The sequence below is a fragment of the Sphingobium sp. CECT 9361 genome (assembly GCF_918741285.1).
In the GTDB taxonomy this organism is placed as follows: Bacteria; Pseudomonadota; Alphaproteobacteria; order Sphingomonadales; family Sphingomonadaceae; genus Sphingobium.
Genome location: NZ_CAKKNC010000003.1, coordinates 230,519 through 257,517 on the forward strand (window position 1 = coordinate 230,519; position 26,999 = coordinate 257,517).

Here is a 26,999-nt window from a genome sequence, read left to right on the forward strand (position 1 = left end):
CCACCGATCTTCTGCGGCCATGCGACTGCAATGGGGAATTCGCAGCGTCGGGACGGGACAGTGCATGATGCGGATTTTACACGTCATCACAGGATTAAATGTGGGTGGGGCGGAAGCCATGTTGGCCCGCATTATCGCTAATTCCAAGCGGCCAGATGTTACCGCAACGGTTGCCACGCTAATGGCGCCCGGTTTCGTCGGGGGCAGGATGCTGGAATCGGGTATCGCCGTCCGCTCTTTGGGCATGACCAGCATCTGGACCGCCAGCATCGCTATGATCCGGCTGGTGCTGCACATCCGTCGCACCAAACCCGACCTCGTCATGGCGTGGATGCATCATGCACAACTGGCGGCGACTCTGGCGGTCAGGCTGTCCGGCTTGAAAATCCCGGTCGTGTGGAATGTACGTCATTCCCTGGGGGAAGGCTTTACGCATGAAAGGCGCCTTACCCGAGCCGTCCTGCGGATGCAGGCTATGCTCTCCCGCAAGCCGACCGCTATAATATATAATTCGAGGAAGGCGGCGCAGCAATATCGAGCCATTGGTTTCAATCCGAGAAGCGAACATGTCATCCCCAATGGCTTCGACGTCGCAGCGGGAACCACAGAGGCCGGTGGAAATCGCCGCGTCCGCGAGATCTTCGGACTGCCTGACAATGCCATCCTGATCGGCATGGTCGCGCGGTCGCATCCGATGAAGGATGTTCCCAATCTCGTTGCCGCTTTCGCGCTGCTCCGCTCCTCGCGCGTCAATGCGCACTTGCTGATGGTGGGTGAGGGCATGGACAAGCCGACGGCTTCGGTCGCGGCGGCTCTTGCTCGGCTGCCGCAGGGTAGCTGGACCTTGGCGGGCCAGCGTCCCGATGTGGCTACATGGCTCGGCGGGTTGGATATTCTGGTCCTGCCGTCCGCATGGGGAGAGGGTTTTTCCAACATCATAGGCGAAGCCATGGCGCAGGCGGTCCCCTGCGTGGGGACAGATGTTGGCGACACGGCCTGGATTATCGACCGTACGGGCCGTAGCGTCCCACCACGCAATGCAACGGCGCTCGCCCTTGCGCTGTTGGAATTGTGCAGCCTTCCCGAATCCGAACGTCACGCGCTCGGATTGGCCGCAAGGCAGCGGATCGTCGATATGTTTGCCTTGGGAACGATCGTGGGCCGTTACGAAGCGTTGGTCGATGAATTGATTGGTTCAGGAGAGACCGCCTGTCGGCCACCTCGGAATCTTCGGTGCGAGGCGGTATGAAGATCATTGTTGTCGCTAGCTTGGCCTATTCGCTGGTCAATTTCCGGGGCCGCCTGCTCTCTTCCATGATCGATCATGGCTATGAAGTGGTGGCATGCGCGCCCGATCGGGACCCAGAAATTGAAGCAAGGTTAAAGGCGATGGGCGTGACCTATCGCGCTATACCGATGGCACGGACCGGTCTGAACCCGGTTGGGGATCTCTTAACGCTGTTTGGTTTGGTAAAGTGCTTCTGGCGCGAGCAGCCGGATATCGTCCTTGCCTACACGCAGAAACCGATCATCTATAGCGGTATCGCGTGTCGCATGTTCGCCAGGATCCGTTTCTATGCGATGGTCAGTGGCCTGGGGCATGTTTATAGCGAGAATGGATCGAGCATATTGTGTTATGTTCGAGCGCTCGTTTCCGCGCTTTATCGGGTCGCGCTGAAGACGGCGAAAGCGGTTTTCGTTTTTAACGGCGACGATCGCGGTGAGATGATCCGTCACGCTATTCTGCACGAGGGCACTCGAGTCATTCAGGTGCCAGGCTCAGGTGTCGACCTGTCCCATTATGCGCATCGCCCGATACCGCACGGCCCGCCTATTTTCCTTATGGTCGCGCGGTTGCTGCAAAACAAAGGCCTGGTCGAATATGTCGAAGCGGCAAAGCGGGTCCGGATCATTAGGCCGGATGTACAGTTCCACTTGCTCGGACCACTGGACGAGAATCCATCGGCCGTTTCGCGTGAGACGATCGAACAATGGCATTCAGCGGGCGCCATCAACTATTTAGGCGAAACGCGGGACGTGCGGCCTTATCTTGCAGCAGCCAGCTTTTTCGTGTTGCCCAGTTGGTATCGCGAAGGCTTGCCGCGAACCATATTGGAGGCGATGGCCGTCGGTCGCGGTGTCATAACCACGGACATGCCAGGGTGCCGCGAGCCTATCGTCGAGGGCGTGAACGGCTATATTGTCGAACCGCGCAACATACAGGCTCTTGTCGACGCTATGCTACGCGTGATTGCCGACCCCACCACGGCCGCTCGCTTGGGCGAAGCCGCGCGCAAAACCGTAGAATCCCGTTTTTCGGTCGAGCAGGTCAATGCCCAGCTGCTCGGTGCCATGGGCATGGACCGGCAAGGTGTGAATGTCAGCCATCCGCCAGTCACCACCGCCACCGCCTTCGCAGGGGACCTTTGATGCGCGTAAGTCGACTGGTCGATATTGCGGTAGCTGGAGCAGGTCTGCTGCTGCTGTCGCCCGTGATGGCGGTGATCGCCTGCGCGCTCCTGCTAGACGAAGGAAAGCCCATATTTTTTCGCCAAGCCAGGGTTACCAAGGGCGGGCGGATATTTCAGGTCATCAAGTTCCGGACAATGAACGATGGCCGCGATGCGCAGGGCTTTCTTCTGCCCGATGTGATTCGGACTACGGCATTGGGTGGGCTATTGCGACGATTGCGGCTCGATGAACTGCCACAGCTCTGGAATGTACTTACCGGGAGCATGGCCCTGATAGGACCAAGGCCACTTTTGCCCGGGACGATCCTTGACGCCGGGGAAAGCGGCCGTCGGCGTTGTTCAGTGGCGCCTGGTTTGACCGGCTGGGCGCAGGTCAATGGCAATAGCCTATTGAGCGATAGCGATAAAATTGCTCTCGATTTGTGGTACATCGCCAATCGCAGTGCCCTGCTGGATCTTACCATTGTCTTCCGCACCGCGTGGGTGGCCCTGCGGGGCGAACGCTTCAACCCCGTATCGATCGGGAGGGCTCATGAGAGCAATACTCGTCGGCGCGGTTGAGAGTAGCCGAATTGCGCTGCAATGTCTGGCGCGATCACCGGCATGGGATCTTGGCGCCATTTTCACCTTGCCCCCCGAGTTGGCGCAGCGGCACTCCGACTTCGTAGATTTGTCAGCAGACGCGCGCGCAGCCGGGGCGCCGCTTATCACCTTGTCCAACATCAATTCCGATGCGGCGTTTGCAGAGATAAAAGCGATCGATCCGGATTATATATTCGTTATTGGATGGTCGCAGATTTGCGGCGCCCGGTTCATGGCAAGCGCACGGCTGGGGCTGATCGGCTTTCATCCTGCGCCTTTGCCCCGTTTGCGGGGGCGTGCGGTGATACCGTGGACGATCCTTCTCGACGAGCCAATTTCGGCCTCTTCTCTCTTCTTGATCGACGAGGGCGTCGATAGCGGTCCGATATTAGGCCAGCGCTATTTCCACGTCGCGCCGGATGAAACCGCCGCCACGCTCTATGCCAAACATATGGCTATGCTGGACGACATGCTACCCAGCGTGCTCGACGATGTGGCCCAATGCAAGGCGCGCATGCAGTCTCAGGATGAGCGCTATGCGACCTATGCGACGCGCCGACGACCCGAAGATGCCGTCATCGACTGGTCGGAACCGGCAGATAAGGCAGGGCGTCTCATACGGGCTTGCGGCGCGCCCTATCCCGGCGCGTGGACGATGCTGGATGGCGAGCGGATAGTCATAGAGGAAGCGCGGCCGGTGTGTCTGCCACAATACCGCGCAGCGATGACTGGCCAGATCGTCGAACGGCAGACGGATGGATTTCTTGTCAAGTGCGGCGATGGACGGGGGCTGCTGGTCACGCGGTGGCGGCGGGCCAGAGAAGGTCCCTTGCCGGTTCACGCTATTTTGGGGCTGCGGGCGGGGGCAAAGCAATGATTGATGCCATCAGGCGGGCGATGGTGATTGCACCTCATCCGGACGATGAAGTTCTGGGATGCGGCGGCACTATGGCGCGTCTGGCGTCGCTGGGATGTCACATCGACGTGGCGATCGTGACGCGTGGGATGCCGCCGCGTTTCGATCTTACGCAGGTCGAGCGCGTACAGGCGGAAGCGCGCGACGCTCATCGCATGTTGGGTGTTGCGCAAACCCATTTCCTCGATTTCCCGGCCGCGTACCTCGATCAAATTGCCTGTGCAGATCTGAACGACGCCGTAGCGCAGAGTGTCAAGAACTGTGCGCCGGATACTCTGTTCGTGCCGTTTGCAGGGGATCTGCACTTCGATCATCGGCTCGTGTTCGACGCCGCGATGGTGGCTGCCCGGCCGCTGGGGGATCGCTATCCACGGCGGATATTAGCTTATGAAACGGTTTCCGAAACCAATTGGGCGGCACCCTATGTCGCGCCGTCATTCCAGCCCAACATTTTTATCGACATATCGGATCATCTTGATCGAAAACTTGAAGCGTTTGGCCGTTTCCAAACTCAGGTCCGTCCATTCCCCAATGAAAGATCGCTGGAAACGCTAAGGGCTCTGGCGATGGTACGGGGAAGCTGTGTCAGTAAAATGGCTGCTGAAGGCTTCGTATTAATAAGGGAGGTCGCCTGACATGAACCCTTTTCCTGCCAACACGGTCGATAATGCACAGGTGGTTATGGCCTCGAAACGACGATCTCCCATCGGTCGTTCCTTACGTATGATGTTGAGTTCCGCGGGCCGACGCGTGAGCCTGATGAGAAGCTTTCGACAATCAGCCGATTTTTTGGGTGTCGAGCTTACCATGCTTGCCTGCGATCTGACCCCCGAATGGAGTCCGGCTTGTATCGAGGCCAACAGGGCCTTCGCTGCGCCGCCAGCGGAAAGCAGTGAGTTCATTCCTGCCATGCTCGACTTGTGCAAGCGCGAGCAGATCGACCTGATCGTTCCGACAATCGACACCGAACTTCTTGCGTATAGCGAAGCGCGGGATCAATTTACGGCTCTCGATTGTCATGTCGCCGTCAGCAGTGCGAAAGTTGTAAGGATGGCGCGCGACAAGTTGGCCACTGCCCATTTTCTGGCGGCTGCAGGCATCCACAGCCCTCGTACAATTTCGGTCGACGATCTCTTAGCCCAGCGGACGGATTTGCGCTTGCCGCTCTTGGGCAAGCCAAGGCACGGCAGTTCCAGCCGGGGAATAACCATGGTGCATAGTCATGCCCAGATTTCGGCGCTCGATACCGGCGAGCCGTATATCCTGCAGGAGTTTCTGCCGGGCCGCGAGTTTACCGTAAGCATCTATCTCGACCGGGCCGGGCAGATGAGATGTGGAGTGCCGCATGAAAGGTTGCGCGTTCGGTCGGGCGAAGTCGAGAAAGGTGTCACCGTGCGCGATTCTGAGTTGTGCAGCATCGCGAAAAAGCTCGCCGGTGAGTTGGACGGTGCCCATGGCGCCTTATGCTTTCAAGCGCGGATGGATGCGAACGGCGATCCTTCTGTCTTTGAAATCAACGCCCGATTCGGCGGGGGCTATCCGCTAGTCCATCAGGCAGGCGCGCGGTTCAGCCTGTGGATGCTGGAAGAATGTCTGGGTTTGCCCCGAACGAGCAATGACGACTGGCAGTCGGACGTGCTCATGCTGCGATTTGACGATGCCGTATTCGTGTAATGGTGAAGGCGTGGGCAGGTGGTGCGTTTGATCGCGTGATCGTATTCGATCTGGACGACACTCTCTATCTGGAACGCGACTATGTTCTGAGCGGACTTAAGGCGGTGGGTGACTGGGCGATTGCCAATCTGGCGCTGCACGGTCTTGGCACAGCCATGATAGACCGGTTCGAAGCCGGGTATCGTACGCGCCTGTTTGACGAAGCATTGATCGAACTGGGTTTCCATCCGTCAGAACGGCTGATCACGCGCATGTTGGCCGTCTATCGTCAGCACAGACCGGACATCCGACTGGCCGATGACGCTGCCGCATTTCTGGCACGCAGGCATCCGCGAACAGCCTTTGCGGTCATCACGGACGGGTTTCTTGATGCACAAAAGCGCAAGATCCGGGCGTTGAACCTGTACCGACGCGGGATCCATCTTGGCATCTGCACGGATCGATGGGGACGGGAAGGATGGAAACCGAATCAAAGAGCGTTTCGCCACATTGAGAGCATCTTTGGCCTATCCGGTATGAAATATACTTATGTAGCCGATAACCCGACCAAGGATTTCCATGCACCAATTTCCTTGCAGTGGGACACCGTCAGGATCGCCCGGCCGCAGCGCATGCACATTGCACCGTCTGGAGATTTGATAGATGCTGCTAGAGTTATTGAAAAATTTGGAGAATTTTAGCCGCGGAAATTTTTGGGATCAAAAGGTTTACCCCTTATGATCGTCGGTGGCTATTTAAGAGTAATTGAATTTAATTGATTTTTTCATGGAAGGAATTACTTCTTAGCTCCTCTAAGGGTCGTAGTGCCAGAAGCGAAAGATCTTATTGATCAGTTTCTTACAGGGTTTCACGGGCAGAGGTCCGTCAAGCCTGTCGTGCAGCCACGAAGCGCAGCCGCGTCTTTAGGAGGTTCCATTGAGTAACAAAATCAAGATCTCGATCATCAACCAAAATGAAATCGAAGGAGAGGGGCTGCGGCGGATTTTAATTGAAAGATCTGTGGAAGATGTCGAAGTTTTCAGAAAGTATTCCGAAATATCATTCGACGATATGGAGGGGCCTATGTCCTCCGTCTTCTTGCTCATATGCTCTCCCGTAGACGACATGACGTTGGATATCTGCCGTATGGCTCATGAAGCGCATCCGGAAGCACGCATAATCATGCTTGCCAACGAGTGTAGCAGTATGATGGTTGCTCGAGCGTTTCGCCTAGGTGTTGCCGGCTATATCAGCAAGGACACGTCCTGCGCCGGCTTGGTGGCCATGATTAAGCTAGTGGAACTTGGCGAGAAAGTCATTCCATCACGGGTGATTTCCGACCTTGCGGCATTGGACACAACTTCCCGGCCGATCGAGAATGATGTGCGTATAAGCGACACCAACATGTCTGGAAGAGAAATCGAAATTCTTCGCGGCCTGATCCGTGGCGAACCGAATAAGCTGATTTCGCGGCGGCTGAATATAACCGAAGCGACGGTCAAGGTGCATGTGAAATCCATTTTGCGCAAATTGCAGGTGGTTAATCGTACGCAGGCTGCAATCTGGGCCATGAGCCGCGGCTTGTCGGGCAATAGCGAGACGTCGATGCAGGAGGAGATCGCGCTCCCTTTTCCAGTGCTGACGGGGACGCGACCGCCCTCGGTGAAGTGCAACGGCACATACATCGCGGCAGCGTGAACAACGATCCGGATCATGTCTGACGCGCGCTAATAAGATAGGCCGTGGATCGGGCAATCCGATATCATCAACGTTCGAAATAACGGCACGTATGCCTTCAGGCCAGGCGGTGAATCTGTCTTGGGATAAGGGGTAATATCATGACGTCTGGAAAAGCCATTATGATGCCATCCAGCTTGACCTATGGGGGGCCTGATTTTGGCGGACTCCATGGTACGCAATCGGGGACGAGAGCCGAATATTTCGGTCTGAATGACTTTTTTCGAATCCTGCGACGCCGTTGGATTTTGATCGTCACCTTCACGCTGGTCGGGATGCTTGCCACAATTCTGGTGCTGGCCAATATTAGGCCGGTCTACAGCAGTTCGGCAACGGTCGTGGTTCAATTGCCTGAAACCGTTGTTTCTACAACCGATCTGACGCCGAATCAGGAAACAGTGATCGAGACGAAGGTTCAGATTCTTCAGTCGCGTCGCCTTGCCCGGAGCGTTGCCACCAGTCTCGATCTGGATGACGATCCCGAATTCGCGGATGGTTCACAAAAGCGACGCGCAATCATGAAGTGGTTTCGCGGTCTGCTGATACAGCCATCGTCCCGTGAGCCTGACCCTGATCTGCGCACCCAGGAAGAGGCGCGGTTGCACAGTGAAGCGGTTGCAGACCGTCTGCTGGACAAGGTTGAGATTTCGCGGGTCGGCCGGTCGGGCACGATCAAGATAACTGCGTCGTCTTACGATCCGCAGAAAGCGGCGCTGATCGCGAATCGGATGGTGGAAACCTATATTGACGGCGAAATGATCGAGCGGCGGAAATCACGCCAGAATGACATCAAGGAACTGGAGGATCGTATTGCGCAGGTCCGTTCGCAAATGCGGCAGGTCGATGGTACAGCAGCGGCATACCGGGCGCGCAACGGCATTCTTGCGTCCTCTCCCGAAGCGAGTGGCGCGACGCAGGTCGCCCAGTCTGCAGGTCTTTTGGCACAGGTGGAGGCCGATCAGGCGTTCGATACGCGCCGCGCCCAGGCGAATAGTCTGACCGCTGTCTCCTCGCCGCTCCTGGCGGAGTTGCGTCAGCAAGAGAGCTTGGTTGCGCGCCGGTTGAGTGAGTTAGGGGCCATCTATGGCGGCGCTCATCCGGATGTTGTCAAGGCAAGAGCCGAACTACTGGCCTTAAGTCCGCGCATTGCCCAAGAAGCGCACCGCGTCCAAGGCGAGATGTCGACGCAGGCAGCCGCAAGCCAAGCCCGCAGCGGTGCCGTTGACGCGACCATAGCGAACATGCAGTCGCGCGCCCTCGCTTCGGGGGTACAGGCCGTGCCCCTTCGTGCGCTAGAGCGTCAGGGAGATGCCAGCAATGCCCTTTATCTCTCGCTGGTCGGCGCGCTGAACGCGAAAATTGCGGCATCATCGACGGTGGTTCCGGACCTTTCCATCATTTCACGGGCCTCCTTGCCATCCGTGCCAAGTTATCCCATCCCGCAGCGCATCCTTGCGGTCGCGCTGCTCGCATTTTTGCTGTTGGGTGTGATCGCTGCGTTCATCATCGACACAATGGATACGACCATTCGCACTGCGGCACAGGTCAAGCGCCTTCTTGGCATTCCCACTTTGGCAATGGTCCCGGACATGAGCCGCAACAGCGACTATCGTCCGGTTCAGGATATGGTTGAGGCAAAGCCTCGATCTCGCTTTGCGGAGGCCATGCGAAACCTGCTGATCGAACTGGAGGCGCGTCACGGATCCGGTTCTCACGTGGTGGTCGTGACGTCGCCGCTGGACGGGGAAGGCAAGAGCACTATCGCCACCAGCCTGGCAGCGGCGGCGACCGCCGTCGGACGCCGGGCGGTGGTAGTGGACTTCGATCTGCGGCGACCGAATATCGCGTCGGAAGAGCGCAAGTCAGTAGGCGTGGTTAGCTATCTTTCCGGAAAAGCAGGCATGGCTGATTTGCCGGTCATTCAAAATGGCGGCCAATATGCGGTCATCGCCGTGGGTGACATTCCACTCGATCCCGGCTCGCTAATAGCTTCGCCGCGCTTGCCCGAAATGGTCGATGCGCTGCGTGAGCATTATGACTTCGTTATTCTCAATGCGCCACCCATTCTGCCGGTCAGAGACGCCAAGACATTGACTGAGTATGCCGATTCTACGCTGCTGGTGTTGCGCTGGGGCTATACCAATCCAGAAGCAGCCCGGGTCGCGATGGAAACATTTGAACGCCCTATCGCGGGTGCCGTCATCAATATGATTGACTATCCCGCCCATGCCCGTCGGCGTTATGGAGACGTCATTCATCATATGACAAACCTCACGGAATATTATGATGCAGACGATCTGGACCGAGCCTCATGGGCTGACCGACTGCGCCGCAAGTGGCGCCGCAGTCGACGTCGCGTGGCGGAAACGCTCCACTTCAACTGAACATTGGCGAGGAGGCTGGCACGGTTGTCAGCCTCCTCTTAAACGTCAGGCGTCCAGGGGAAGCGCCGGACAGTCCGTCGCAAATGCAGCATTAGCCCTGCCAACCACGCCAGTCCGAAGAGCAGGTGCGCCAGATTGGCGCCCATTGCTCCAAACTCCAGGATCAGGGGAAAGACAGACGTGTAAAACGCGAGGGAGCAGACCATTACCGTACGCAGTACCGCGCCCTGATCTCCCAGTGCGAGCAAAGCGGCGCGACTGGCAGCGCCACTGATGGTCAGAGTTACTGCCAGGATCTGAATGGTAAGAAGCGGCACCGCTCCAGCATAGCGCGCGCCTACCGCGGCCTCCATCAGCGGCGCCCCTATCAGCCATATGACCAGAAAGCACGCTGTGCCAAACACCGCCAACAGCAGTTCCGTCTGCAAGACTATCTGAAGGAATGAGCGTTTTTCATGGGAAGCGGCCAGCCGACTGAGGTCCGGATAAACGACCGATTCTACCTGGCTCCCGACTTGTTGCACCACGCGGCTGATCCGCTTGGCGATATGAAACAGACCTGCGCTGGCGGGATCGGCAAGCCAGCCGACGATGAGCGTATCGACCTGCTGTGCGCTGGACCAGAGCGTCAAGGATATGTTCGCGCCGAACGCAAATCGCCAAATGCCAGGAAAACGATTACTGATACCTTTGCTGCTGGCTTGCAAAAGCTGCCGAAACCCGGGCGCGGGCAAGAACCGAACAGCGATGATGAAGTTGGCAAGGGAACCGGTGATCTGAGTTATCGCCCAGATCAGGGTAAGTTCGAACAGCCCGGCACCGGCGACATAGGCGCCTGCGACGATGACGAAGCGTACCAGCGCGTTCGCGACCTGGATTCTTGCAATTGTGCGATAACGATCCGTCAGTCGGAAAATTGCGGTTGAGACACCGTTGAAGTTGAACAGCAGCGATACGAGAAACATCAGTGCCAGTTCGACATGCTCGATCGCCACATTCAGAATATAGTGGCTCGCTATTGCCAAGCTGCTTGCCACCGCCCAGGCCGTGACGCTGCCGCCTATGTCGAGCAGCCAGCCAAATTTGAGCAGCGCGAAATAGGATTTTTCATCGGTCTCCATATCGATGGTTGCTCCGCTTCGAATGAGCGGTTGCCAGGATTGGAACCCCAACAGGCGTTCGCATGCCTGGCCCAGCGTCAGGATCATCGCGAAAATCCCGTAGGATGTCGGATCGATAAGCCGCGCGACCAGAGCGATCGATAGTAACGTTATGGCTAATGTGGCCGCAGTCCCTGTCAGAAGATGTGTCACGGCCCTTACGCGCCGATGGCCCATCGCCTTGCGCAACTTACTGGCGGCAAACATCCGTTTGGATTGTGACCTGCCCGCACTTTCCATGTCAGATCGCCCCTCGATAGCTTAACTCTGGCAATCCATGGCGATTACGGAGCGGGGATGCAGTATTTCACTCGTCGTAATCCGAAATTGCCTGCCAGTGTTCGTGTCTGTCGGGGTAAGAACGGGTGGGAGGACATGCAATGTCGATTACCGCAAGACGATTCTTCCATGCCGGACATCAAGCGACGTCGATCTCAGTGGAAGACAAGTTCTTCACCGATCTTCGTACGCGGAACGCCACGTTCAAGCGGACCGCAAGCGACCGGTTTCGGGATTTGGACGAACTGTGCCTGAAAAGCTTCGCTAACGCAGAGGCCTCGATCGGCGAGGTGCTGGACATCGGCATCTCATCGGGGTCGACGACCGTTGCACTGAGCGACAGACTGCGGGCTGCCGGGCATTCCGGACGTGTCGTGGGAACCGACATCGCGATCGAGGGGCGGCTTGTTAAGGCCTTTCCCGGTGTGCATGTGTTGACGGACGATGCCGGGCATCCACTGCAATATGACCTGATGGGTCGTGTGCTGCGACCCTGGGGACGACGCGCCGACTATGCAACTGGCATGGTCATGGTCCGCGCTGCCGCCAACCGGTGGATTGGGGATCGCGTGCAGCGGTCCGTGCAGCGGGGAGAGCGGAATGGCAATGCCGTGCGGTTGATCAGCCCGCGAGCAAAAAACCATCCTTATGTCCAAATCGAACGGAACGATATTTTTGTGGATACGCACGGATATCATGATCGTTTCGGTTTCATCAGAGCTGCCAATATTCTCAACCGAGGATATTTTGAGGAAGCGGCTCTCAAGCGTGCTATTGCCAACATCGTAACCTATATGACCGGGCCGGGATCCTATTTGTTGATCGCCCGATCGACCAAAGGTCGGCATGTCGCTACCTTGTTTCAGGTGTCTGCCAATGGCCGCTATATGGATGTCGTTGATCGATCCTGCGGGGGATCGGAAGTGGAGTGGCTCGTACTTGAAGCTAAGCTGCCTGAAAAATGGGCGCGATAGCTCGGCATAAGCCGGTCTCGGTTTGCTTTCCGTTCGTCGGTGATTTGATAGGCGGCAGCCATTTTTCCGCGCGTGATCTGATCCGGGGCTTGGATCGAAATCGCTTCATACCGCTGGTTCTGGTTCAGAAATCTGACGGGGCCTTGGCCCAGTTCTTCGCGGAAGCCGGTATTGCGACCGAAGCTGCGCCGGCATCAGCAGAATTGCGGCATGGCGTTCCCATCGGTCCGTCTCACGTGATTGCTCTGGGCGGACGGGTGTTGGCGCTGGCGCGCTTTTTACGACAGAGAGGCGTGCGTATCGTCCATAGCAATGATGGCCGCACGCATGCGACCTGGGCTCTGCCCGCGCGCATGGCGGGTGCCAAGCTGCTCTGGCACCATCGTGGCGCGCCAGATGCTGCGGGGTTGCGCTATCTCGCTCCCCTGCTGGCCAACCGCGTCGTAGCCGTGTCCCGTTTCGCTAGCCCGCGCGCCGGCCTCTATTCCGCTGCGCCGCGCAACGATGTGGTTCACAGTCCATTTGATACTTCCATGCGTTACAATCGGTCGGAGGCACGCGACGCAATTTTGGCCGACATAGGTAAGGACGATACGACCTGCCTTGTCGGCTTTTCCGGAGTCTTTATCGATCGGAAGCGGCCATTCCTCTTCGTGGATGCCATCGCCGCCTTACGCCGAGAGGCGCCCGACCTCGACGTCCATGGCCTGATGTTTGGCGAAGGACTGGACGGAATGGACGAACAGGTCGTTGCTCACGCCGAGCGACAGGGCGTCGGAGACTCTATCCATATTATGGGGTTCCGTACGCCTGGCGCCTTCTGGCTCGCGGGCTGCGACATATTGATGATACCCGCCGTGGACGAACCCTTCGGACGGACGCTGATCGAGGCGATGTTAGTGGAGACCCCAGTTGTTGCTACGAAGTCTGGCGGCAATGTCGAGGCCATCCATGATCGCTCGACGGGATTGCTGGTCCCGGCAGAGGATGCCGATGCCTTGGCCAGCGCCTGCGTCACACTGTTGCGCAACCCATCTACTGCCGCGCTGATCGCGCGCACGGCGCGCATCGAGGCACTCAACAATTTTGGCGTATCGCGCCATGTCCGCGCGATTATGGCCATATATGATCGGATGGTTGATAGCGAACACAGCCGAGCAGCCTGACGGATACGCGACATTTCAATAATGCGAGCGGATATATAAAGCGCCTTTGCCGTAGCGATCGTTCACCAAGGCGGGATCGACCAGACGATAGCGATGGTGTCGGGCATAGCGAATGAACGGTTCGTCCAGTCGTCCTTCCTGACCGACAAGTATAGCAACAGGTGGCTGCGCGCTCATCAGGCTACCGACCAGATGTGGCGATATGATTCGATAATGCCGCAAGTCGCGCGATGGAATGAGGTCGCCGACGCGATACACCAAGGGTCCCGCCGCCAGTTCGGGATAAACCGCCAGCCCGCCTTCCAGCGGATAAAGGGGGGAGAGCGTCGCCACGGGGCCGTCCGCACCTTCCGTATGACTATATTGTGCCAGCCGTTGGCCTGCGCGATGCACGACTATACCAGCCCATTTATCGGGCTTGGCGAGATCGGGCAGCTTCACGGCAAGGCGGGGTAAGCCCCAGGCGATCGTCCCGATCGCCATCATGAGCATGAGCGGAGAGAGAGCTGATCGACGGCGCACAGGCAGGGATCCATATAGCAGCGCCGCCAGCACGATTAGGAAGGGAATTGGTAGAATGTAATATTGCGGGAAGGCAGGGGTTGGCACGAAAGACATTGCCATGCCACCGACAATGATGGCTGTGATCAAGGCGATCGGCCAGAGGGGCCGGTGGGGGCGCTTTGAATTCTTGGCCTGCCGGAAATTACTCCATACCAATAGCGTGACCGCGCAGATCACAAGTGCGAAGCCGCCTCCAAGCCAGACCTTGATCGCGAGGACGATCTTGCCCGACAGGGTCATGATCTTCGGGCCATCCAGCGACGGGTTGGCGGCCCAATAAGCGACATGAGGCCCCCGATGATATTGGATCACATGTACGAAAAAGCCGTCTATATCGCGAAGCAGATAATAAAGGACCGAGAGGCTGCCGATCAGGCCCCCGATAGCCAGCGGGCCGATGCTGTGGGTTATGCACCGCCGTAATCCTTTGCGCAGTGGTACGAAGAGCGCGGTGATCGCAAACAGGGGTATCATATAGACATAATTCGCCTTGAACCCTGCGGCGACGGCGATGCAAAGGCCCGCTCCCGCCAAAGCCCATGGCTGTGGATTGGGTCGATCGAGACCCGCAATCAACAGCGTCGTTCCCGCCATAGCAAAGGCCAGGGGCAGGAAGTTATTGGTGGCGAGCATACCTGCGGGACCGATCAGAACCGGATTGGTCGCGACTAGCAAGGTGGCGAGTATTGCGGCCGCCCACGTTCCTGCCGCGCGGCGCACGAAGATCATGATGGCGGTGAGGAATAGAAGCCATCCCGCAAAGATGATGAAACGCCCGGCGAGAAGATAATGGTCGGTTGCGGTAAGGTGGACAATCAGTCCGAGCAGTAAGGGGAAGTTGGGCAGATTGTTGAAGCCGAAATCCCGATACAGATCGCCTTGCATCAGCAACGCGCCAACCGGGACATACATTTGTTCATCGTGTCTGACGGGAAATGCCATCAGGCGGGCGAACAGAGCAAGCAGGGTCATGACCATCGTGGCAACGAGCGCTGCGTGGGGCCACGCTCGGCGCGAACTCGCTGTCACCCCGCTCGGGATGGAATCGCGGCGCTTCAGACTGGTCGCGATCATCCTGTTCATCTCCCTCTTCAATATTCCCACTCTAAGCCAAGTGGCTGGAGGGTCCGCCGATGCAAGCGACTCTGTGCTGACGCAGAAGGAGTAAACCGGTAGAAGCGGGTTATCTCGCGCGAGGGATCGAACTATCCGTCGTTGCGCGTGACTTCCACACGCCGGGTGGCTCATCATGATCCCATGAGCGGGGGAAAATCATGACGGCAAGTCCATCGCTGAACTGGTCGGTCGAGCCCGTAACGGAAGGGGCAAGGCAAGCACGTCCGACGCCCCTGGTCGTGGACCTCGATCACACGCTGATACGCACCGATACGTTGCATGAGACCATCGTCGAACTCGCATTTCGTCACCCATTGAAACTACCTGCGATAGCGTTCAGCCTCATCAATGGTCGTGCGGCCATGAAGCGCAAATGCGCCGATCTCGCGCAAATTCATTGCGCTTCGCTGCCCTATGACGCAGCCGTTCTTTCCTTGATCGCCGATCGTCGCCAAGCGGGCGGGGAGGTGCATTTGGTGACCGCCGCCGACCAGAGCATCGCGGACTCGGTATCCGCTACGCTTGGTCTGTTCGATAGCGCAACGGGCAGCAACGGCATCGATAATCTAAAGTCGGCAGCGAAGGCGAAGCAGTTGGCGGCGCGCTTCGGCGACGGCTTCGACTATGTAGGCGATTGCTCGGCCGATATTCCGGTATGGCGGCGCAGCAAGATCGCGATAGTGGCGGGGGGACGCACGGCGCTGGCGGGCATCATGTCGCGCGCAGGGGTGGAAACCACCGTCCTGCCGCGCCGTTCCGCTACGCTGCGGAATTGGATCAAGGCGCTTCGCATCCACCAATGGAGCAAAAATTTCCTGCTCTTTGCACCACTTGTGTTGAGCCACGAATATGCGCAGCCTGAATTGCTTTTACGGACAATCCTAGCCTGGTGCCTTTTCGGGATGGTGGCTTCCGCGAGCTATCTGCTGAACGATCTAAGCGATCTTGCTGCCGACCGACAGCATCCGACCAAGCGGTTCCGCGCGGTGGCAGCCGGGCTGATCTCGATTTCTACGGCGCTCAGCCTCTCCGCAGCGCTGCTCGTTGGGGGCATAGTGGGGGCGTGGCTACTCCATCCCCCCTTCTGCATGATATTATCCGTCTATCTCGTGGTGACGTTGGCCTATTCATTGTGGCTAAAAAGCCAGCCGATGGTTGACGTTGCAACCATCGCGGCGCTGTTCGGTCTGCGGATCACGGCGGGCATGGTCATCGTAAATCACCCCGTCTCACTATGGCTGGTCACTTTCACGCTCGTCCTTTTCCTGTCGCTCGCCCTGGCAAAGCGGACCGCGGAGCTTGTACAGGCGCAAAAGAGCCTGCGTGTCGTCAAGGGGCGTGGCTATCTGCCGGGCGATGAACCAATGACAATGGCGCTCGGCATCGCTTCTGGCATCGTGTCGGTGGTCGTCATGGTGCTTTATATGTTCATGGAAGCCATGCCGACAGGGCTCTATGCCAATGTTGGGCCGCTATATCTCATTCCAGCCGTACTGGGCCTGTGGTTGATGCGCATATGGCTGCGGGCGCACCGCGGGACGTTGAACGACGACCCGGTGATTTTTGCCATTCGAGATCCCGGAAGCTGGGCTCATGCGGTTATCGTCCTGTTCCTCTGGGTCGCGGCAGTAGGATTTTCCCTGTGAACATGGCGACATTTGCACTGGTCGCGACGAGCGTAACCTTCAACGCCTTCGCGCAGATTGTGTTGCGCAAGGCGATGACCGTGGGAATATTGCCGCCGGTCCAGCATTCACTTGCATTTGCGTGGGCGCTGGGCACGAATGTCTGGCTCTGGGCGGGCATGGCCTGCTACGCCCTGAGCATAGGCCTGTGGCTCGCGGTATTGGGCCGCCTGGAAGTCAGTGTCGCATATCCGATGCTATCCATGGGATATATTCTGGCTGCAGTGATCGGCGTTTTTTGGCTGGGCGAGCAGGTTGGACTGGAACGTGCGTCCGGGATCGCACTGATCTGCGCGGGCGTTTTCGTCATAGGGCGGACGGCATGAAAAGCCGGCACATCATAACCGGTGGGGCCGGCTTTGTAGGGCAGCGCTTGGCGACAGCCCTGCGCGCGCAGGGAGAAGATGTGGTTATCTTCGATACTGTCCAGCCGACTTGCCCGGGCGTACTGTTTGTACATGGGGATGTGCGCAACATGGCCGATATCGCGCGATTGGCGCTGGGTTCGGAAGACAGGGTATATCATCTGGCCGCGCGGCAATTTCATGGTGCCGTACCGCGTCACGACCGGGAAGAGTGGTTTGCGGAGGTCAATACCCAAGGCACACGCAACATCCTGGACTGCATGCGGCAAGGCGGTGCAACCCGGCTGATCTTCTTTTCTACCGACATGACGTATGGCCGGCCGACGCAATCGCCCGTGCCGGACACCCACTGCCAGCGTCCGATCGGTCCTTATGGACACAGCAAACTAGCCGCGGAGCAATGGATCAATAATGCGGTTTGCAACTGGGGCCTGTCCGCCACCATTTTCCGTCCGCGCTTGATTGCCGGCGCGGGGCGGCTTGGAATCCTCACCAAACTATTCATGCTGATCCAGCACGGCTTGCCCGTCCCCATGATCGGGTCGGGCTGCAACCGTTACCAAATGATCGCGGTCGATGACTGTGTAAGTGCTGCGCTACACGCCGCGAAGCAGGATTTTCCGTGCGGTGCCTTTAACCTTGGATCGTCGACGCCGCCCACCGTCAAATCGCTACTTCAGGGGTTGATCGAGCAATCCGGTTCGCGATCCATACTAGTCCCCACACCTGCGCGGCTGGTCCAGGCGGTTTTGGCCGGCATGGACAGAGTGGGCATGACTTTGCTCTATCCCGAGCAATTCGCGATCGCGGATGCCGATTATGTGTTGGACACCACGGGTACGGCTACCGCGATGAAATGGTCGCCGAGTCAGAGCGACGGAGACATATTATATGCCGCCTACCGCCATTTCCAAAAAGCGAAGATGAGGAAGTTGCTTCGTTCAGAACCCTCCTCCACCAGCGGATTTGCCCCTTGAGCATCCGTCTTCAAGAGAGGTCAGCCAAACCATGCAAAGTCACCAATCCACCGGACAGTTGATGGACGATTTGCCTGCATGCATCGAGGCGGACCGCATGAAGTCTTCGCTACCCTCTGTAAACGGATCGAAAAAAGTCAGCGATTTCAATGTCGCCGCTCATGGGCTGCGCGGCCTTGCTGCGGTTATGGTTCTGTTTGCACACATATTGGGAGGGACAGCGAAGCATATCTATGCGGATGTACCGGCCTATGTGGAGGGTATAAAAGCACCTTGGTATCTCGGTACATTCGGCGTCGAACTGTTTTTCGTTATCAGTGGATTTGTCATCTTCCCAAGTACCCTACGTTACCTTCCGCGGGAATTTGCATTGCGGCGCTTTTTTCGCCTGTACCCGCTCTTCTTCGCACTCTCCCTTATATTCATAGCACTCAATGCTGGAACCAACGCTTATCCAAAGATAAACTCTGTCGAAACGGTAGTGGCCGGTCTGCTATTCCTTAATCTCTTCACGGGGACGGAGCAGCTAACGCCCAATGCGTGGAGCCTGACCTATGAAGTCATGTTCTATATATTGGTGTATAGCATAGTATATTTCGTGGTTCACAAGCGCAACATGGCCGCTGCTATCGTCATGGTGCTGATCGCTACGTTGTTTCTGGTCGCCTTCCCGATCGCCGTTTATTTCCTGATGGGCGTGGGCATCCGTCTAGCGAGCCGATCAGAATGGGCTCCACGCATCAGCCCACGGTTTTTGGAGATTGCTTTCCTGCTGCTGATGCTCCTGTTCGCGAGCCAGGGCCATTTCGAGTATCGCTGGGAGGATTTCCGTCATCCAGCGGTCATCCCCATTATGCTGTCCACAGGCTTTTATTTCTTTTTCGCCGTGATGCCGGGCAGCCTTACCGCCCGCGCGCTCGATAATCGCCTCATGCGGTATCTCGGAACGGTGAGCTACAGCCTCTACCTCGTCCATCCCTACACCTATTTTCTCGCGCGCTGGGCATTTGATCGGTATGGCTTGTTCACCAGCGATGTCGCGGCTTCGATCGCGCTGTTTACCTGCATAGTGGTCCTTCTCACGATGCCGCTAACGCATGTGGTTCATATCAGCCTGGAACTTTGGCCCTATCAACGCTTCTTCCGTCAACGCATTTATCGACGGCGTGGCGCGGAGCCTTCCCTGCGTGAAACGGCAGCGTCATGACGATGGCGACACCCTCGTCATATGCTGCCGAAAGCGTCGTGCGCATCCCGACGACCCTAATATTGGGTATTGTTTTTGCCGCCTATCTCTCTTGGCGTCCGTCCGTCGACGTGATGTTCACGTTAAGCGACATCTGCCTGATATTAGGCGGGATCACTATGCTGATGCGCCGCCAAGTGCCGCGTGAACCCTTCAGCGTCGTGTCTCCGCTCTGGTATGGCGGTTTCATCCTGATGCTGGGCGGATTGCTGGCCAGTTCCCTGTTCAGTGGCGATCCCACGCGTTGGCCCATCGTCGCGGTCCAATATAGCATGGCGTGGGCGGTGCTGCCCTTCCTCATTTCAGGGCATGATAGTTTCAATACTCACAGGCTAGCGCGCTTTTTCCTACTGGGCGTAGTGGCCATGGAATTGATCGGAATCCTTGTCTATTTCACGTTCAGCGGCTCTTTCATGCAGGCGCGGACGTTATTGGGATTCGATTTTATCTCCGGCAGCAACCGATTGGGGGCCTTCGCTACCGATGCCAACTGGAACGGCGCAACGATCGCAATGGCGCTGCCCTTTGTCTTCTATCTGCATGGCCGCGGCGGTATCGGACACTGGCAGGCCGCCATCGCGCTCGCTTTGTTGATCTTCGCGTTGATCTTGACTGCGTCGGTCACCGCATTCGGTACAACCTGCCTGACCATCATATTGTTCGTGATCGTCGGCGACAGGCGGTTGCGTGCTGCAGCAATGATGATGTTGCTTGCAAGTTCCGCCATAGTGTTGGTCCTGGAAGTTTCGGGCTGGGGCTTGCCGGCGGTGTTTCAAAAGCGCGTTGCGACCGCTCTGGAGAGCGGTAGCCTGGCGCAGGCCGGTACGTATGAGGGAAGGATGAATCTGATCGAAGATGCTTGGCAGCGCGTGGGTGATCATATGTGGCTGGGTGTGGGCGTCGATCAGGATCGCGTCGTTAGCCAGGAAAGAGCACCCGTCCATAACATGTACCTGCTGCTGTGGGTTGAGGGAGGGTTCGTCGCATTGCTTGGATGGGTTGCAATGATGGCAGCCGCCCTAGCGATTGTTCTCGCGGCTTTCTATCGTGACCGATTGAGTGGTGCGCTGGGTTTGACGGTATTGATGAGCTTTCTCGTATTTTCGGCGGCCAGCCCTCACATGTATGCGCGTTTGTGGGCTGTGCCGGTGCTGCTGGCCCTAGCAATAGCGATGCACGCCGGAGGCGGGCACCTCAGAGCGCTTGCTAATTGGCGCTACCGCCAAATGGCGAGAAGATTGGCGAGAGGGCAGGGATGATCACCTATGTTCGATCCAATACGCGCCACCCCGTCAAGACGTAGGAGGCATTGGTCGATGCTGGCCCTGGTATCTCTCCTAGCCGGCACAGCGATGTGGCTCGGCCGCACGGAACCACAGGTCGATACCCAATGGGTAAAGCCGTTCAACCCGATAAATTGCGATGGGGCGGAGAGCCAAAAGCCGACGCAGAAAGCGTTCGCAACCGCTGAAGGATTTGGCCGCTTCGCGAGGGGCGGCAGGGGCGGCAGGGTCTATCTGGTGTCCACGCTGGAAGATTCAGGACCAGGGTCCCTGCGGGAATGTGCGGAGGCTGCCGGACCGCGCACGTGCATCTTTAGGGTCAGTGGTACGATCGCCCTGACCGACTGGATACGGGTCATGCACCCTTATTTGACTATTGCCGGCCAGACCTCACCTGGCGGCATCGCCCTGCGGGTGGATCAATCGCTAAACTCGCCCCTCTTGATCCAGGCACATGACGTGATCGTACGTCACATCCGGATCCGGCCTGGACCATCGACCCGTCCTTCAGATAATGTCGATACTGTTCAGATCAGCGGTGGCGCTCATGACGTGATCCTGGACCATGTATCGACGTCCTGGCCTACCGATGAAGGTATCAACATCGTTGGGTCGGGCCACAAGCCGTTTCGATGCGGTGAGACCCGCAACATCACAATCCAGTGGTCGATCTTGTCGGAGGGCCTGAACAAGGCCAATCGCGGGCCGCACAGCCGGGGCGCCTATTTCGGCTATGGCGCCCAAAACGTCAGCTTTCATCACAATCTTATCGCAGGGAATGTCCGCCGAAACCCGCTGGTTAACATGCGCGGCCAGTTCGACATGATCAACAACGTCATCTATAACTCGGCGGTCTATAATGCCGAGTTTTACACCCGCTTCGGCGCCCTCAACGTTAATCTCGTTGGCAATGTGGCAATCGTCGGGCCATCGTCTGACAAGACGACCCGCCTGTATCTGGCCGATTATTTTCGGGATTTTCCTGCCGATTTCGGCATTTATCTTCGCGATAACATCGACGTGCATCGTCCGGCGAACATAGGTGACCAGCGACTGGTGCTCGAGCCGCATGACTGGAAATATGTGCACACGGCGCCGTTAGGCAGCCTGTCGTTGCAGGAGGGAGCGATCACGGGACCGGCGCAAGCCTATCGCGATGTTCTGGCAAATGCCGGATCCATCAAGCCGCAACGGGATTCCGTCGACCAGCGGGTGATGGCCGATATGCAGCAGTGCAAAGGCCGGGTGATAGACGACCCTGCAGACGTGGGGGGGTGGCCAGACCTGTCCGGCGGCGTTGCTCCCCCCGATCGCGACAATGACGGCATGGCCGATGATTGGGAGCGTGCGCATGGGCTTTCGCCTACCGACGCCGCGGATCGTAACCGCGTCGGCCCTGATGGTCATACCTTTCTGGAAGTCTATCTCGGCGAACTTGCCGGCGATATCGAGTCGCGGCCCAACCGGTCGAAATCAGATCCGGACCCCAGTTGTGGCTTCGATATTAAGCAAGCGCCACCCTCGCCGGATATACGGATGGTTGCTCAACCTGTCGGGGCCAACCAGCCGACGAGAATGCGGCTGGTTTGGTCGGGAGATCATATTCGGCATTGCAAATTGGAAGGCAAGTCCGTCCCGGCCAGTGGCAGCCTGATGGTAGAGGCGGACAGACCAACCACCTATCAAATCATGTGTACGGGCATCGCGGGCGGAGACACGATCGATTCCGTTATACTGGAGGGATGGCGCCAGCGCGCGCCAGCGGAGAAATCGAAAGGTGTAGAAGCGTCATCCCCCCGATGAAGCGACGCTATCCCGAATGGTCTATTCTACCCATGACCCGCCTGCCTTAATGTCAGGCGGCAGCATTTTCGGTTTTCACCGATGCCGTCCAAATCATGAGGGGGAAAGGCAGATATGGCGTCGGGATCCTATGCTTGGTCAATGAGCGAATTTCTGGTCAACAGCCGTGTGAGCGGCGTGCAGACCGATGTCGCGATCATGGCCCTTGCTTCTGGCGGTTTCGTCCTCACCTGGACCGATGCGACAGGGGACGGCAGCGGTACGGGTATTCGCGCTCAGATTTACGGCGCAAATGGGCTCCCGGTTGGTGCCGAGTTTCAGGTCAACAGTTCCCTCCTCAACGCTCAGGAGCAATCCTCTGTCACTGCGCTCGGATCGGGTGGGTTCGTCGTAACCTGGACGGACAATAGTGGTTCGGGCGGTGATGCCGACAAGACTTCCGTCAAGGCGCAGATTTATGGCGCCAACGGTCTGCCGGTCGGCGGTGAATTTCTCGTCAATACGACGACCCAGATGGGCCAATCGACGCCGGTGACGACCAGCCTTGCATCAGGCGGGTTTGTCATTTCGTGGGTCGATGCAAGCGCCACCGCGCCGGACGCCAAAGGCACAGGCGTTCGCGCGCAAATATATGACGCGTCGGGCGTTAAGATGGGCGGCGAATTTCTGGTCAACAGCACGATCACGGGCAGTCAGCAGTTTCCTGCGTTGACGGGGCTGAAATCGGGCGGATTTGTCGCTACTTGGGTCGATCAAAGCGGTGTGGGCGGGGACAGCACAGCGCCCGCCATTAAGGCGCAGTTATTCTCAGCATCTGGCGGCAAGATCGGCGGAGAGTTTCTGGTCAATACGGCTACGCTGTCATCGCAGGACCAAGTCGTTGTCACGACCCTTGATAATGGCGGGTTCGTGGTGGTCTGGCGCGACCTGAGCGGGCAGGGGGACAGCAGCTCGTCAGGTATCAAGGCCCAAATCTACAACACATCGGGCGCGGCTGTAGGCGGCGAATTTCTGGTCAACAGCACGACCTTCAATTCGCAGGATCAGCCTGCAGTGACAGCGACCAAGGATGGGGGTTTTGCGGTTACCTGGCGCGACAACAGCAACCTTTCCGTTGATTCATCTGGCTTTGGCATAAAGACGCAGATTTTCGACGAATTTGGTCACAAGCTGGGCGGCGAATTCCAGGTTAACGGGATCACGACCGGCAATCAGGAAATGCCGGCGATCACGGCATTGGCGTCCGGGGCGCTGGTGGTGAGTTGGACCGATTATAGCGGTCAGAACGGAGACACCGACGGTTCGATCAAGGCACGGATATTGATGCCGACCAATACGGGCATATCCGACCTGCTCGTGTCCGATACCTTGATATCCGAAACAGCGGTTGACAACACCACCGTGGCAAGCCTGGCCGCCAATGGTGCCGTCAATGCGGTCTACAGTTATCAGATCATGGATGATTCGAGTGGTGGCGCCTTCGCGATCCTGGGTGACAAGCTGGTCGTGCGCGACAGTCTGTTGCTGGATTATGAAACAGATACTTCGGAAACAGTAACTATCAGGGCGACGGATACCTTCGGCAACAGCTTCGATAAGGTCGTCAACCTGTCGATATCCGACGAAGTGAATGAAAAGCGCTATGCCGGCGGTATCGAGCAGTTGGCCAACACAAGCATCGCGGGCAGCCAGCAGCAGGCAGCGCTGACGGCGCTGTCCGATGGTCGCTACATCCTGGTGTGGAGCGATGGCAGCACATCGGGCACCGACATTAGCAGCTATGGCATCAAGGGGCAGATAGTCGACGCCAATGGCGTGAAGATCGGCACGGAATTCCTCGTGAACAGCGCAATATTGAACAGCCAGGACAACCCTGTCGTTTCCGCGCTACCCACGGGAGGATTTGTCGTGAGCTGGGTCGATTCCAGTCTGACCGGTGGCGACGCATCCGTATCCAGCATCAAGGCGCAGATTTTCGACGCATTCGGCGCTGCTGTCGGGATCGAAATACTGGTGAACCAGTCGACCGCCAATGCGCAGCGGGCTCCCTCTGTAGCTACGCTCGCGACCGGGGGATTCGTCATTAGTTGGACCGATTCCAGCATGACCGGTGGCGATGCCAGCGCGACCAGCGTCAAGGCGCAGATATTCGATGCGTCGGGGGGCAAGGTTGGTGGCGAGTTCCTCGTTAACAGCATCACGGCGAACACGCAGGATGCCCCGGTGGCCGCCGGTTTGATTGGCGGCGGCTTCGTGATCAGTTGGCACGATACCAGTCTTCAGGGCGGTGATGCCAGCAAGGATGCGGTTAAGGCACAGATATTCAGCAGTTCCGGCGCGAAGGTCGGCAGCGAATTCCTCGTCAATACCGAAACCAACAGCAACCAGCAGCAACAGGCAATCATAGGCCTTTCGACCGGTGGTTTTGCGATTGCCTGGGCCGATGCGAGCGCCCGCGGCGGTGATGCCAGCTATTACGGAATCAAGCTGCAGATATTCGACGCCAGCGGGACCAAGATGGGTGGTGAAAAGCTGGTCAATTCGACGACCCTAAACGGACAACTAGCGCCCACACTGACCCTGCTGTCGGACGGCAATATCGTAGTCAGTTGGGCCGACTATAGTGGTGTCGCTTCGGAGTCGGGTACGTCCGGGATCAAGGCCCAGATATTTGATGGCAACGGGGATCGCATCGGTGGTGAATTCATCGTCAATACGCAGTCCTTGGGTGCGCAAGTCGATCCCATCATCGCCGGTGGACAGGATGGCGGATTTGCAGCGATCTGGACCGATTATAGCGGGCAGGGTGGCGACAATCTGGGGACAGGGGTCAAATATAAGATGTTCGACCCGCTCGGGGCGCAGGGCGGTCCACCACCGCTCATTGCCACGGCGGATACCGTCAGCGGGCAGGAAGATCGAAGCACGACAATACTGGCCACCAACCTGCTCGCCAACGACATCGACAGGGATGGCTTGCCCCTGACTTTGACCGGTGTAACGGCTGTGTCCGGCGGGCAGGTCAGCCTGGATGTGGACGGCAATGTCGTGTTTACGCCTTACGCTAATTTCAGCGGCACGGCGCTATTCACCTATTTCGTCACCGACAGCGCGGGGATAAGTGCGACCGGACGCGTCACTGTGAATGTCGTGGGTGTCAATGATGCGCCGACCGCCATTGCCGACAGCGTGACCGTGTCCGAAGACGGATCATCCTTCTCAGTCAATGCGATATTAGGCAATGATGTGGACGTCGATCCAAGCGATATCCTGACTTTGCAACCACTGCCTGCCACGACAGCCAACGGCATTGCGCTGTCATTGGCCAATGGGACGATTACCTACGCGCCGGGATCCGCCTATCAGTCACTGGCGGCTGGCCAGAGCGTGACCGACAGTTTCCAATATACGGTAGCTGATCAGGCCGCTGTCCAGTCCAGCACTATCGTCACCTTGACGGTTGCGGGCGTGAACGATGCGCCCACGTCGCTGACCCTCTCTGGCGCTGCGGTAGATGAAAATGCCGCTAACGGTACGTCGATAGGCAGGCTAACCGCCACCGACATCGATAATGGCGACGTTCTGACGTATAGCCTGACCAATACGGCGGGAGGCCGCTTCAGCGTTGATGCGGTCACAGGCCAAGTCTACGTCGCCAATGGTACGCTGCTCAACTACGAGGCGGCAACGTCGCATCAAATCGCGGGGCGCGCGACCGATGCCGGTGGGGCATCCATCGATCTGATCTTCTTGATCGCGGTCAACAATCTGCCCGAACCCAAAAGCTATACGGGCGATAATGGGGCCAACAGTTTCACTGCATCGACGAACGATTTTTGGACGATCAACGGGCTGGGCGGCAATGACATATTGACGGGCAATGCCAGTGCCGATGTGATTTACGGCGGCTCAGGCGCGGATACCCTCAATGGCGCGGGCGGAGCGGACACGCTCTATGGCGGAACAGGCAACGACATTTTTTACATCGACAATCTCGGCGACAAGATCATCGAGGCCTATGGCGAAGGCACAGACACAGCCTTCGCGTCCGTCGATTTCACGATGGAAGCCAATCTGGAAAAGCTCACGCAAACCGGGACGAGCAACATCAACGTGGTTGGCAATGATTTTGCCAACACAATCACCGGAAACTCAGGAAACAACATTTTCTATGGCGGTCTGGGTGGTGACCTGATCGTCGGGCTGGCGGGTGACGACATACTGTATGGCCAAGAAGGTGCCGACTTCCTGCAGGGCGGAGATGGCAATGACCTTTTGATCGGAGCGGCCGGCCTTGACGAACTGATCGGGGGCGCCGGAGCAGACCAGTTCATTTTCGATTCCCTGACGGTGTCGGCCGATCGCGACACCGTGAAGGATTTTAACCTGAGCGAAGATATGTTCGTCTTTTCGCGGTCAGTCTTTACCGCGCTCGGATCCCTGCCTGTAGGTGCCTTGCCGGCGTCGGCCTTCTATGCTGGCGCGGCGGCCCAGACTGTCGATCAGAAGATCATCTATAACAGCGTGACTGGCGGGCTGTTCTACGATGCGGACGGATCGGGCAGCGCTGCCATGGTGCAGATCGCCTTTTTGAGTACCAAGCCTATCCTGACCGCTGACTATTTCCTGATCGCATAG

The 26,999-nt window shown here is 57.8% G+C and carries 20 protein-coding genes; 18 read left to right on the forward strand and 2 right to left on the reverse strand.

All coding sequences use genetic code 11. The features are described 5' to 3' along the window. Positions 1–64: 64 nt before the first annotated feature. The 9 genes from LQ220_RS07800 (at position 65) to LQ220_RS07840 (ending at position 9,743) form a co-directional block, all read left to right on the forward strand. A complete protein-coding gene (locus LQ220_RS07800) occupies positions 65–1,249 on the forward strand; it encodes a glycosyltransferase (RefSeq protein WP_230187740.1) in 1,185 nt (394 codons plus the stop codon). Then, positions 1,246–2,430: a glycosyltransferase family 4 protein gene (locus LQ220_RS07805; RefSeq protein WP_230187741.1), complete on the forward strand. Its 1,185-nt coding sequence runs from the start codon at positions 1,246–1,248 to the stop codon at positions 2,428–2,430. The genes LQ220_RS07800 and LQ220_RS07805 overlap by 4 nt, the downstream gene beginning before the upstream one ends. Further along, a complete protein-coding gene (locus LQ220_RS07810; RefSeq protein ID WP_230187742.1) occupies positions 2,430–3,032 on the forward strand; it encodes a sugar transferase in 603 nt (200 codons plus the stop codon). Before LQ220_RS07805 ends, LQ220_RS07810 begins: the two co-directional genes overlap by 1 nt. Beyond that, positions 3,004–3,930, forward strand: coding sequence for a formyltransferase family protein (locus tag LQ220_RS07815; RefSeq protein WP_230187743.1), 927 nt, complete (start codon positions 3,004–3,006; stop codon positions 3,928–3,930). The genes LQ220_RS07810 and LQ220_RS07815 overlap by 29 nt, the downstream gene beginning before the upstream one ends. Before the next feature lie 20 nt (positions 3,931–3,950). Continuing rightward, a complete protein-coding gene (locus LQ220_RS07820; RefSeq protein WP_290369024.1) occupies positions 3,951–4,604 on the forward strand; it encodes a PIG-L deacetylase family protein in 654 nt (217 codons plus the stop codon). Positions 4,605–4,695: 91 nt separating this feature from the next. Continuing rightward, a complete protein-coding gene (locus LQ220_RS07825; RefSeq protein ID WP_354957324.1) occupies positions 4,696–5,643 on the forward strand; it encodes an ATP-grasp domain-containing protein in 948 nt (315 codons plus the stop codon). Positions 5,644–5,747: 104 nt separating this feature from the next. Further along, a complete protein-coding gene (locus tag LQ220_RS07830; protein WP_354957305.1) occupies positions 5,748–6,323 on the forward strand; it encodes an HAD family hydrolase in 576 nt (191 codons plus the stop codon). Positions 6,324–6,558: 235 nt separating this feature from the next. Further along, positions 6,559–7,320 (forward strand): response regulator transcription factor, encoded by a 762-nt coding sequence (locus LQ220_RS07835; RefSeq protein WP_230187746.1) that lies wholly within the window; start codon positions 6,559–6,561, stop codon positions 7,318–7,320. Positions 7,321–7,481: 161 nt separating this feature from the next. Further along, positions 7,482–9,743 (forward strand): polysaccharide biosynthesis tyrosine autokinase, encoded by a 2,262-nt coding sequence (locus tag LQ220_RS07840; protein WP_230187747.1) that lies wholly within the window; start codon positions 7,482–7,484, stop codon positions 9,741–9,743. 38 nt (positions 9,744–9,781) lie between these two features. Here the strand turns inward: LQ220_RS07840 and LQ220_RS07845 are convergent, their stop codons facing one another. After that, entirely contained in the window at positions 9,782–11,056 is a 1,275-nt protein-coding gene (locus tag LQ220_RS07845) for an oligosaccharide flippase family protein (protein WP_230187748.1), read from the reverse strand. Between the two features lie 227 nt (positions 11,057–11,283). Between LQ220_RS07845 and LQ220_RS07850 the strand changes: the two genes are divergently transcribed. Both LQ220_RS07850 and LQ220_RS07855 read left to right on the forward strand, forming a co-directional pair. Next, a complete protein-coding gene (locus LQ220_RS07850; RefSeq protein ID WP_230187749.1) occupies positions 11,284–12,156 on the forward strand; it encodes a hypothetical protein in 873 nt (290 codons plus the stop codon). Between the two features lie 143 nt (positions 12,157–12,299). Next, positions 12,300–13,322, forward strand: a complete 1,023-nt coding sequence (locus LQ220_RS07855) for a glycosyltransferase family 4 protein (protein ID WP_230187750.1) — start codon at positions 12,300–12,302, stop codon at positions 13,320–13,322. A gap of 15 nt (positions 13,323–13,337) precedes the next feature. Here the strand turns inward: LQ220_RS07855 and LQ220_RS07860 are convergent, their stop codons facing one another. Further along, positions 13,338–14,960 (reverse strand): hypothetical protein, encoded by a 1,623-nt coding sequence (locus LQ220_RS07860; protein WP_230187751.1) that lies wholly within the window; start codon positions 14,958–14,960, stop codon positions 13,338–13,340. Between the two features lie 200 nt (positions 14,961–15,160). On the opposite strand from LQ220_RS07860, the gene LQ220_RS07865 reads away from it, so the two are divergent. The 7 genes from LQ220_RS07865 to LQ220_RS07895 all read left to right on the forward strand — a co-directional run bounded on the left by LQ220_RS07865 (position 15,161) and on the right by LQ220_RS07895 (position 26,999). After that, complete coding sequence (locus LQ220_RS07865) at positions 15,161–16,648, forward strand: UbiA family prenyltransferase (protein WP_230187752.1); 1,488 nt, start codon at positions 15,161–15,163, stop codon at positions 16,646–16,648. Next, positions 16,645–17,013 (forward strand): EamA family transporter, encoded by a 369-nt coding sequence (locus LQ220_RS07870; RefSeq protein WP_230187753.1) that lies wholly within the window; start codon positions 16,645–16,647, stop codon positions 17,011–17,013. Before LQ220_RS07865 ends, LQ220_RS07870 begins: the two co-directional genes overlap by 4 nt. Further along, positions 17,010–18,029, forward strand: coding sequence for an NAD(P)-dependent oxidoreductase (locus tag LQ220_RS07875; RefSeq protein WP_230187754.1), 1,020 nt, complete (start codon positions 17,010–17,012; stop codon positions 18,027–18,029). The genes LQ220_RS07870 and LQ220_RS07875 overlap by 4 nt, the downstream gene beginning before the upstream one ends. After that, complete coding sequence (locus LQ220_RS07880) at positions 18,019–19,236, forward strand: acyltransferase (protein WP_230187755.1); 1,218 nt, start codon at positions 18,019–18,021, stop codon at positions 19,234–19,236. The genes LQ220_RS07875 and LQ220_RS07880 overlap by 11 nt, the downstream gene beginning before the upstream one ends. Next, complete coding sequence (locus tag LQ220_RS07885) at positions 19,233–20,534, forward strand: O-antigen ligase family protein (RefSeq protein WP_230187756.1); 1,302 nt, start codon at positions 19,233–19,235, stop codon at positions 20,532–20,534. The genes LQ220_RS07880 and LQ220_RS07885 overlap by 4 nt, the downstream gene beginning before the upstream one ends. A gap of 57 nt (positions 20,535–20,591) precedes the next feature. Next, positions 20,592–22,361, forward strand: coding sequence for a hypothetical protein (locus LQ220_RS07890; RefSeq protein WP_230187757.1), 1,770 nt, complete (start codon positions 20,592–20,594; stop codon positions 22,359–22,361). Between the two features lie 141 nt (positions 22,362–22,502). Further along, positions 22,503–26,999 carry a tandem-95 repeat protein gene (locus tag LQ220_RS07895; RefSeq protein WP_230187758.1) on the forward strand — a complete coding sequence of 1,499 codons (4,497 nt, stop codon included), beginning with the start codon at positions 22,503–22,505 and terminating at the stop codon, positions 26,997–26,999.

Bases quoted from the DNA above. Each gene is read 5' to 3' on its own strand.
- LQ220_RS07850 (WP_230187749.1), top strand. From the start codon at position 11,284: ATGTCGATTACCGCAAGACGATTCTTCCATGCCGGACATCAAGCGACG.
- LQ220_RS07805 (WP_230187741.1), top strand. From the start codon at position 1,246: ATGAAGATCATTGTTGTCGCTAGCTTGGCCTATTCGCTGGTCAATTTC.
- LQ220_RS07860 (WP_230187751.1), bottom strand. From the start codon at position 14,960: ATGATCGCGACCAGTCTGAAGCGCCGCGATTCCATCCCGAGCGGGGTG.
- LQ220_RS07810 (WP_230187742.1), top strand. From the start codon at position 2,430: ATGCGCGTAAGTCGACTGGTCGATATTGCGGTAGCTGGAGCAGGTCTG.
- LQ220_RS07885 (WP_230187756.1), top strand. From the start codon at position 19,233: ATGACGATGGCGACACCCTCGTCATATGCTGCCGAAAGCGTCGTGCGC.
- LQ220_RS07890 (WP_230187757.1), top strand. From the start codon at position 20,592: ATGCTGGCCCTGGTATCTCTCCTAGCCGGCACAGCGATGTGGCTCGGC.
- LQ220_RS07875 (WP_230187754.1), top strand. From the start codon at position 17,010: ATGAAAAGCCGGCACATCATAACCGGTGGGGCCGGCTTTGTAGGGCAG.
- LQ220_RS07815 (WP_230187743.1), top strand. From the start codon at position 3,004: ATGAGAGCAATACTCGTCGGCGCGGTTGAGAGTAGCCGAATTGCGCTG.
- LQ220_RS07825 (WP_354957324.1), top strand. From the start codon at position 4,696: ATGTTGAGTTCCGCGGGCCGACGCGTGAGCCTGATGAGAAGCTTTCGA.
- LQ220_RS07820 (WP_290369024.1), top strand. From the start codon at position 3,951: ATGGTGATTGCACCTCATCCGGACGATGAAGTTCTGGGATGCGGCGGC.
- LQ220_RS07865 (WP_230187752.1), top strand. From the start codon at position 15,161: ATGACGGCAAGTCCATCGCTGAACTGGTCGGTCGAGCCCGTAACGGAA.
- LQ220_RS07840 (WP_230187747.1), top strand. From the start codon at position 7,482: ATGATGCCATCCAGCTTGACCTATGGGGGGCCTGATTTTGGCGGACTC.
- LQ220_RS07800 (WP_230187740.1), top strand. From the start codon at position 65: ATGATGCGGATTTTACACGTCATCACAGGATTAAATGTGGGTGGGGCG.
- LQ220_RS07895 (WP_230187758.1), top strand. From the start codon at position 22,503: ATGAGCGAATTTCTGGTCAACAGCCGTGTGAGCGGCGTGCAGACCGAT.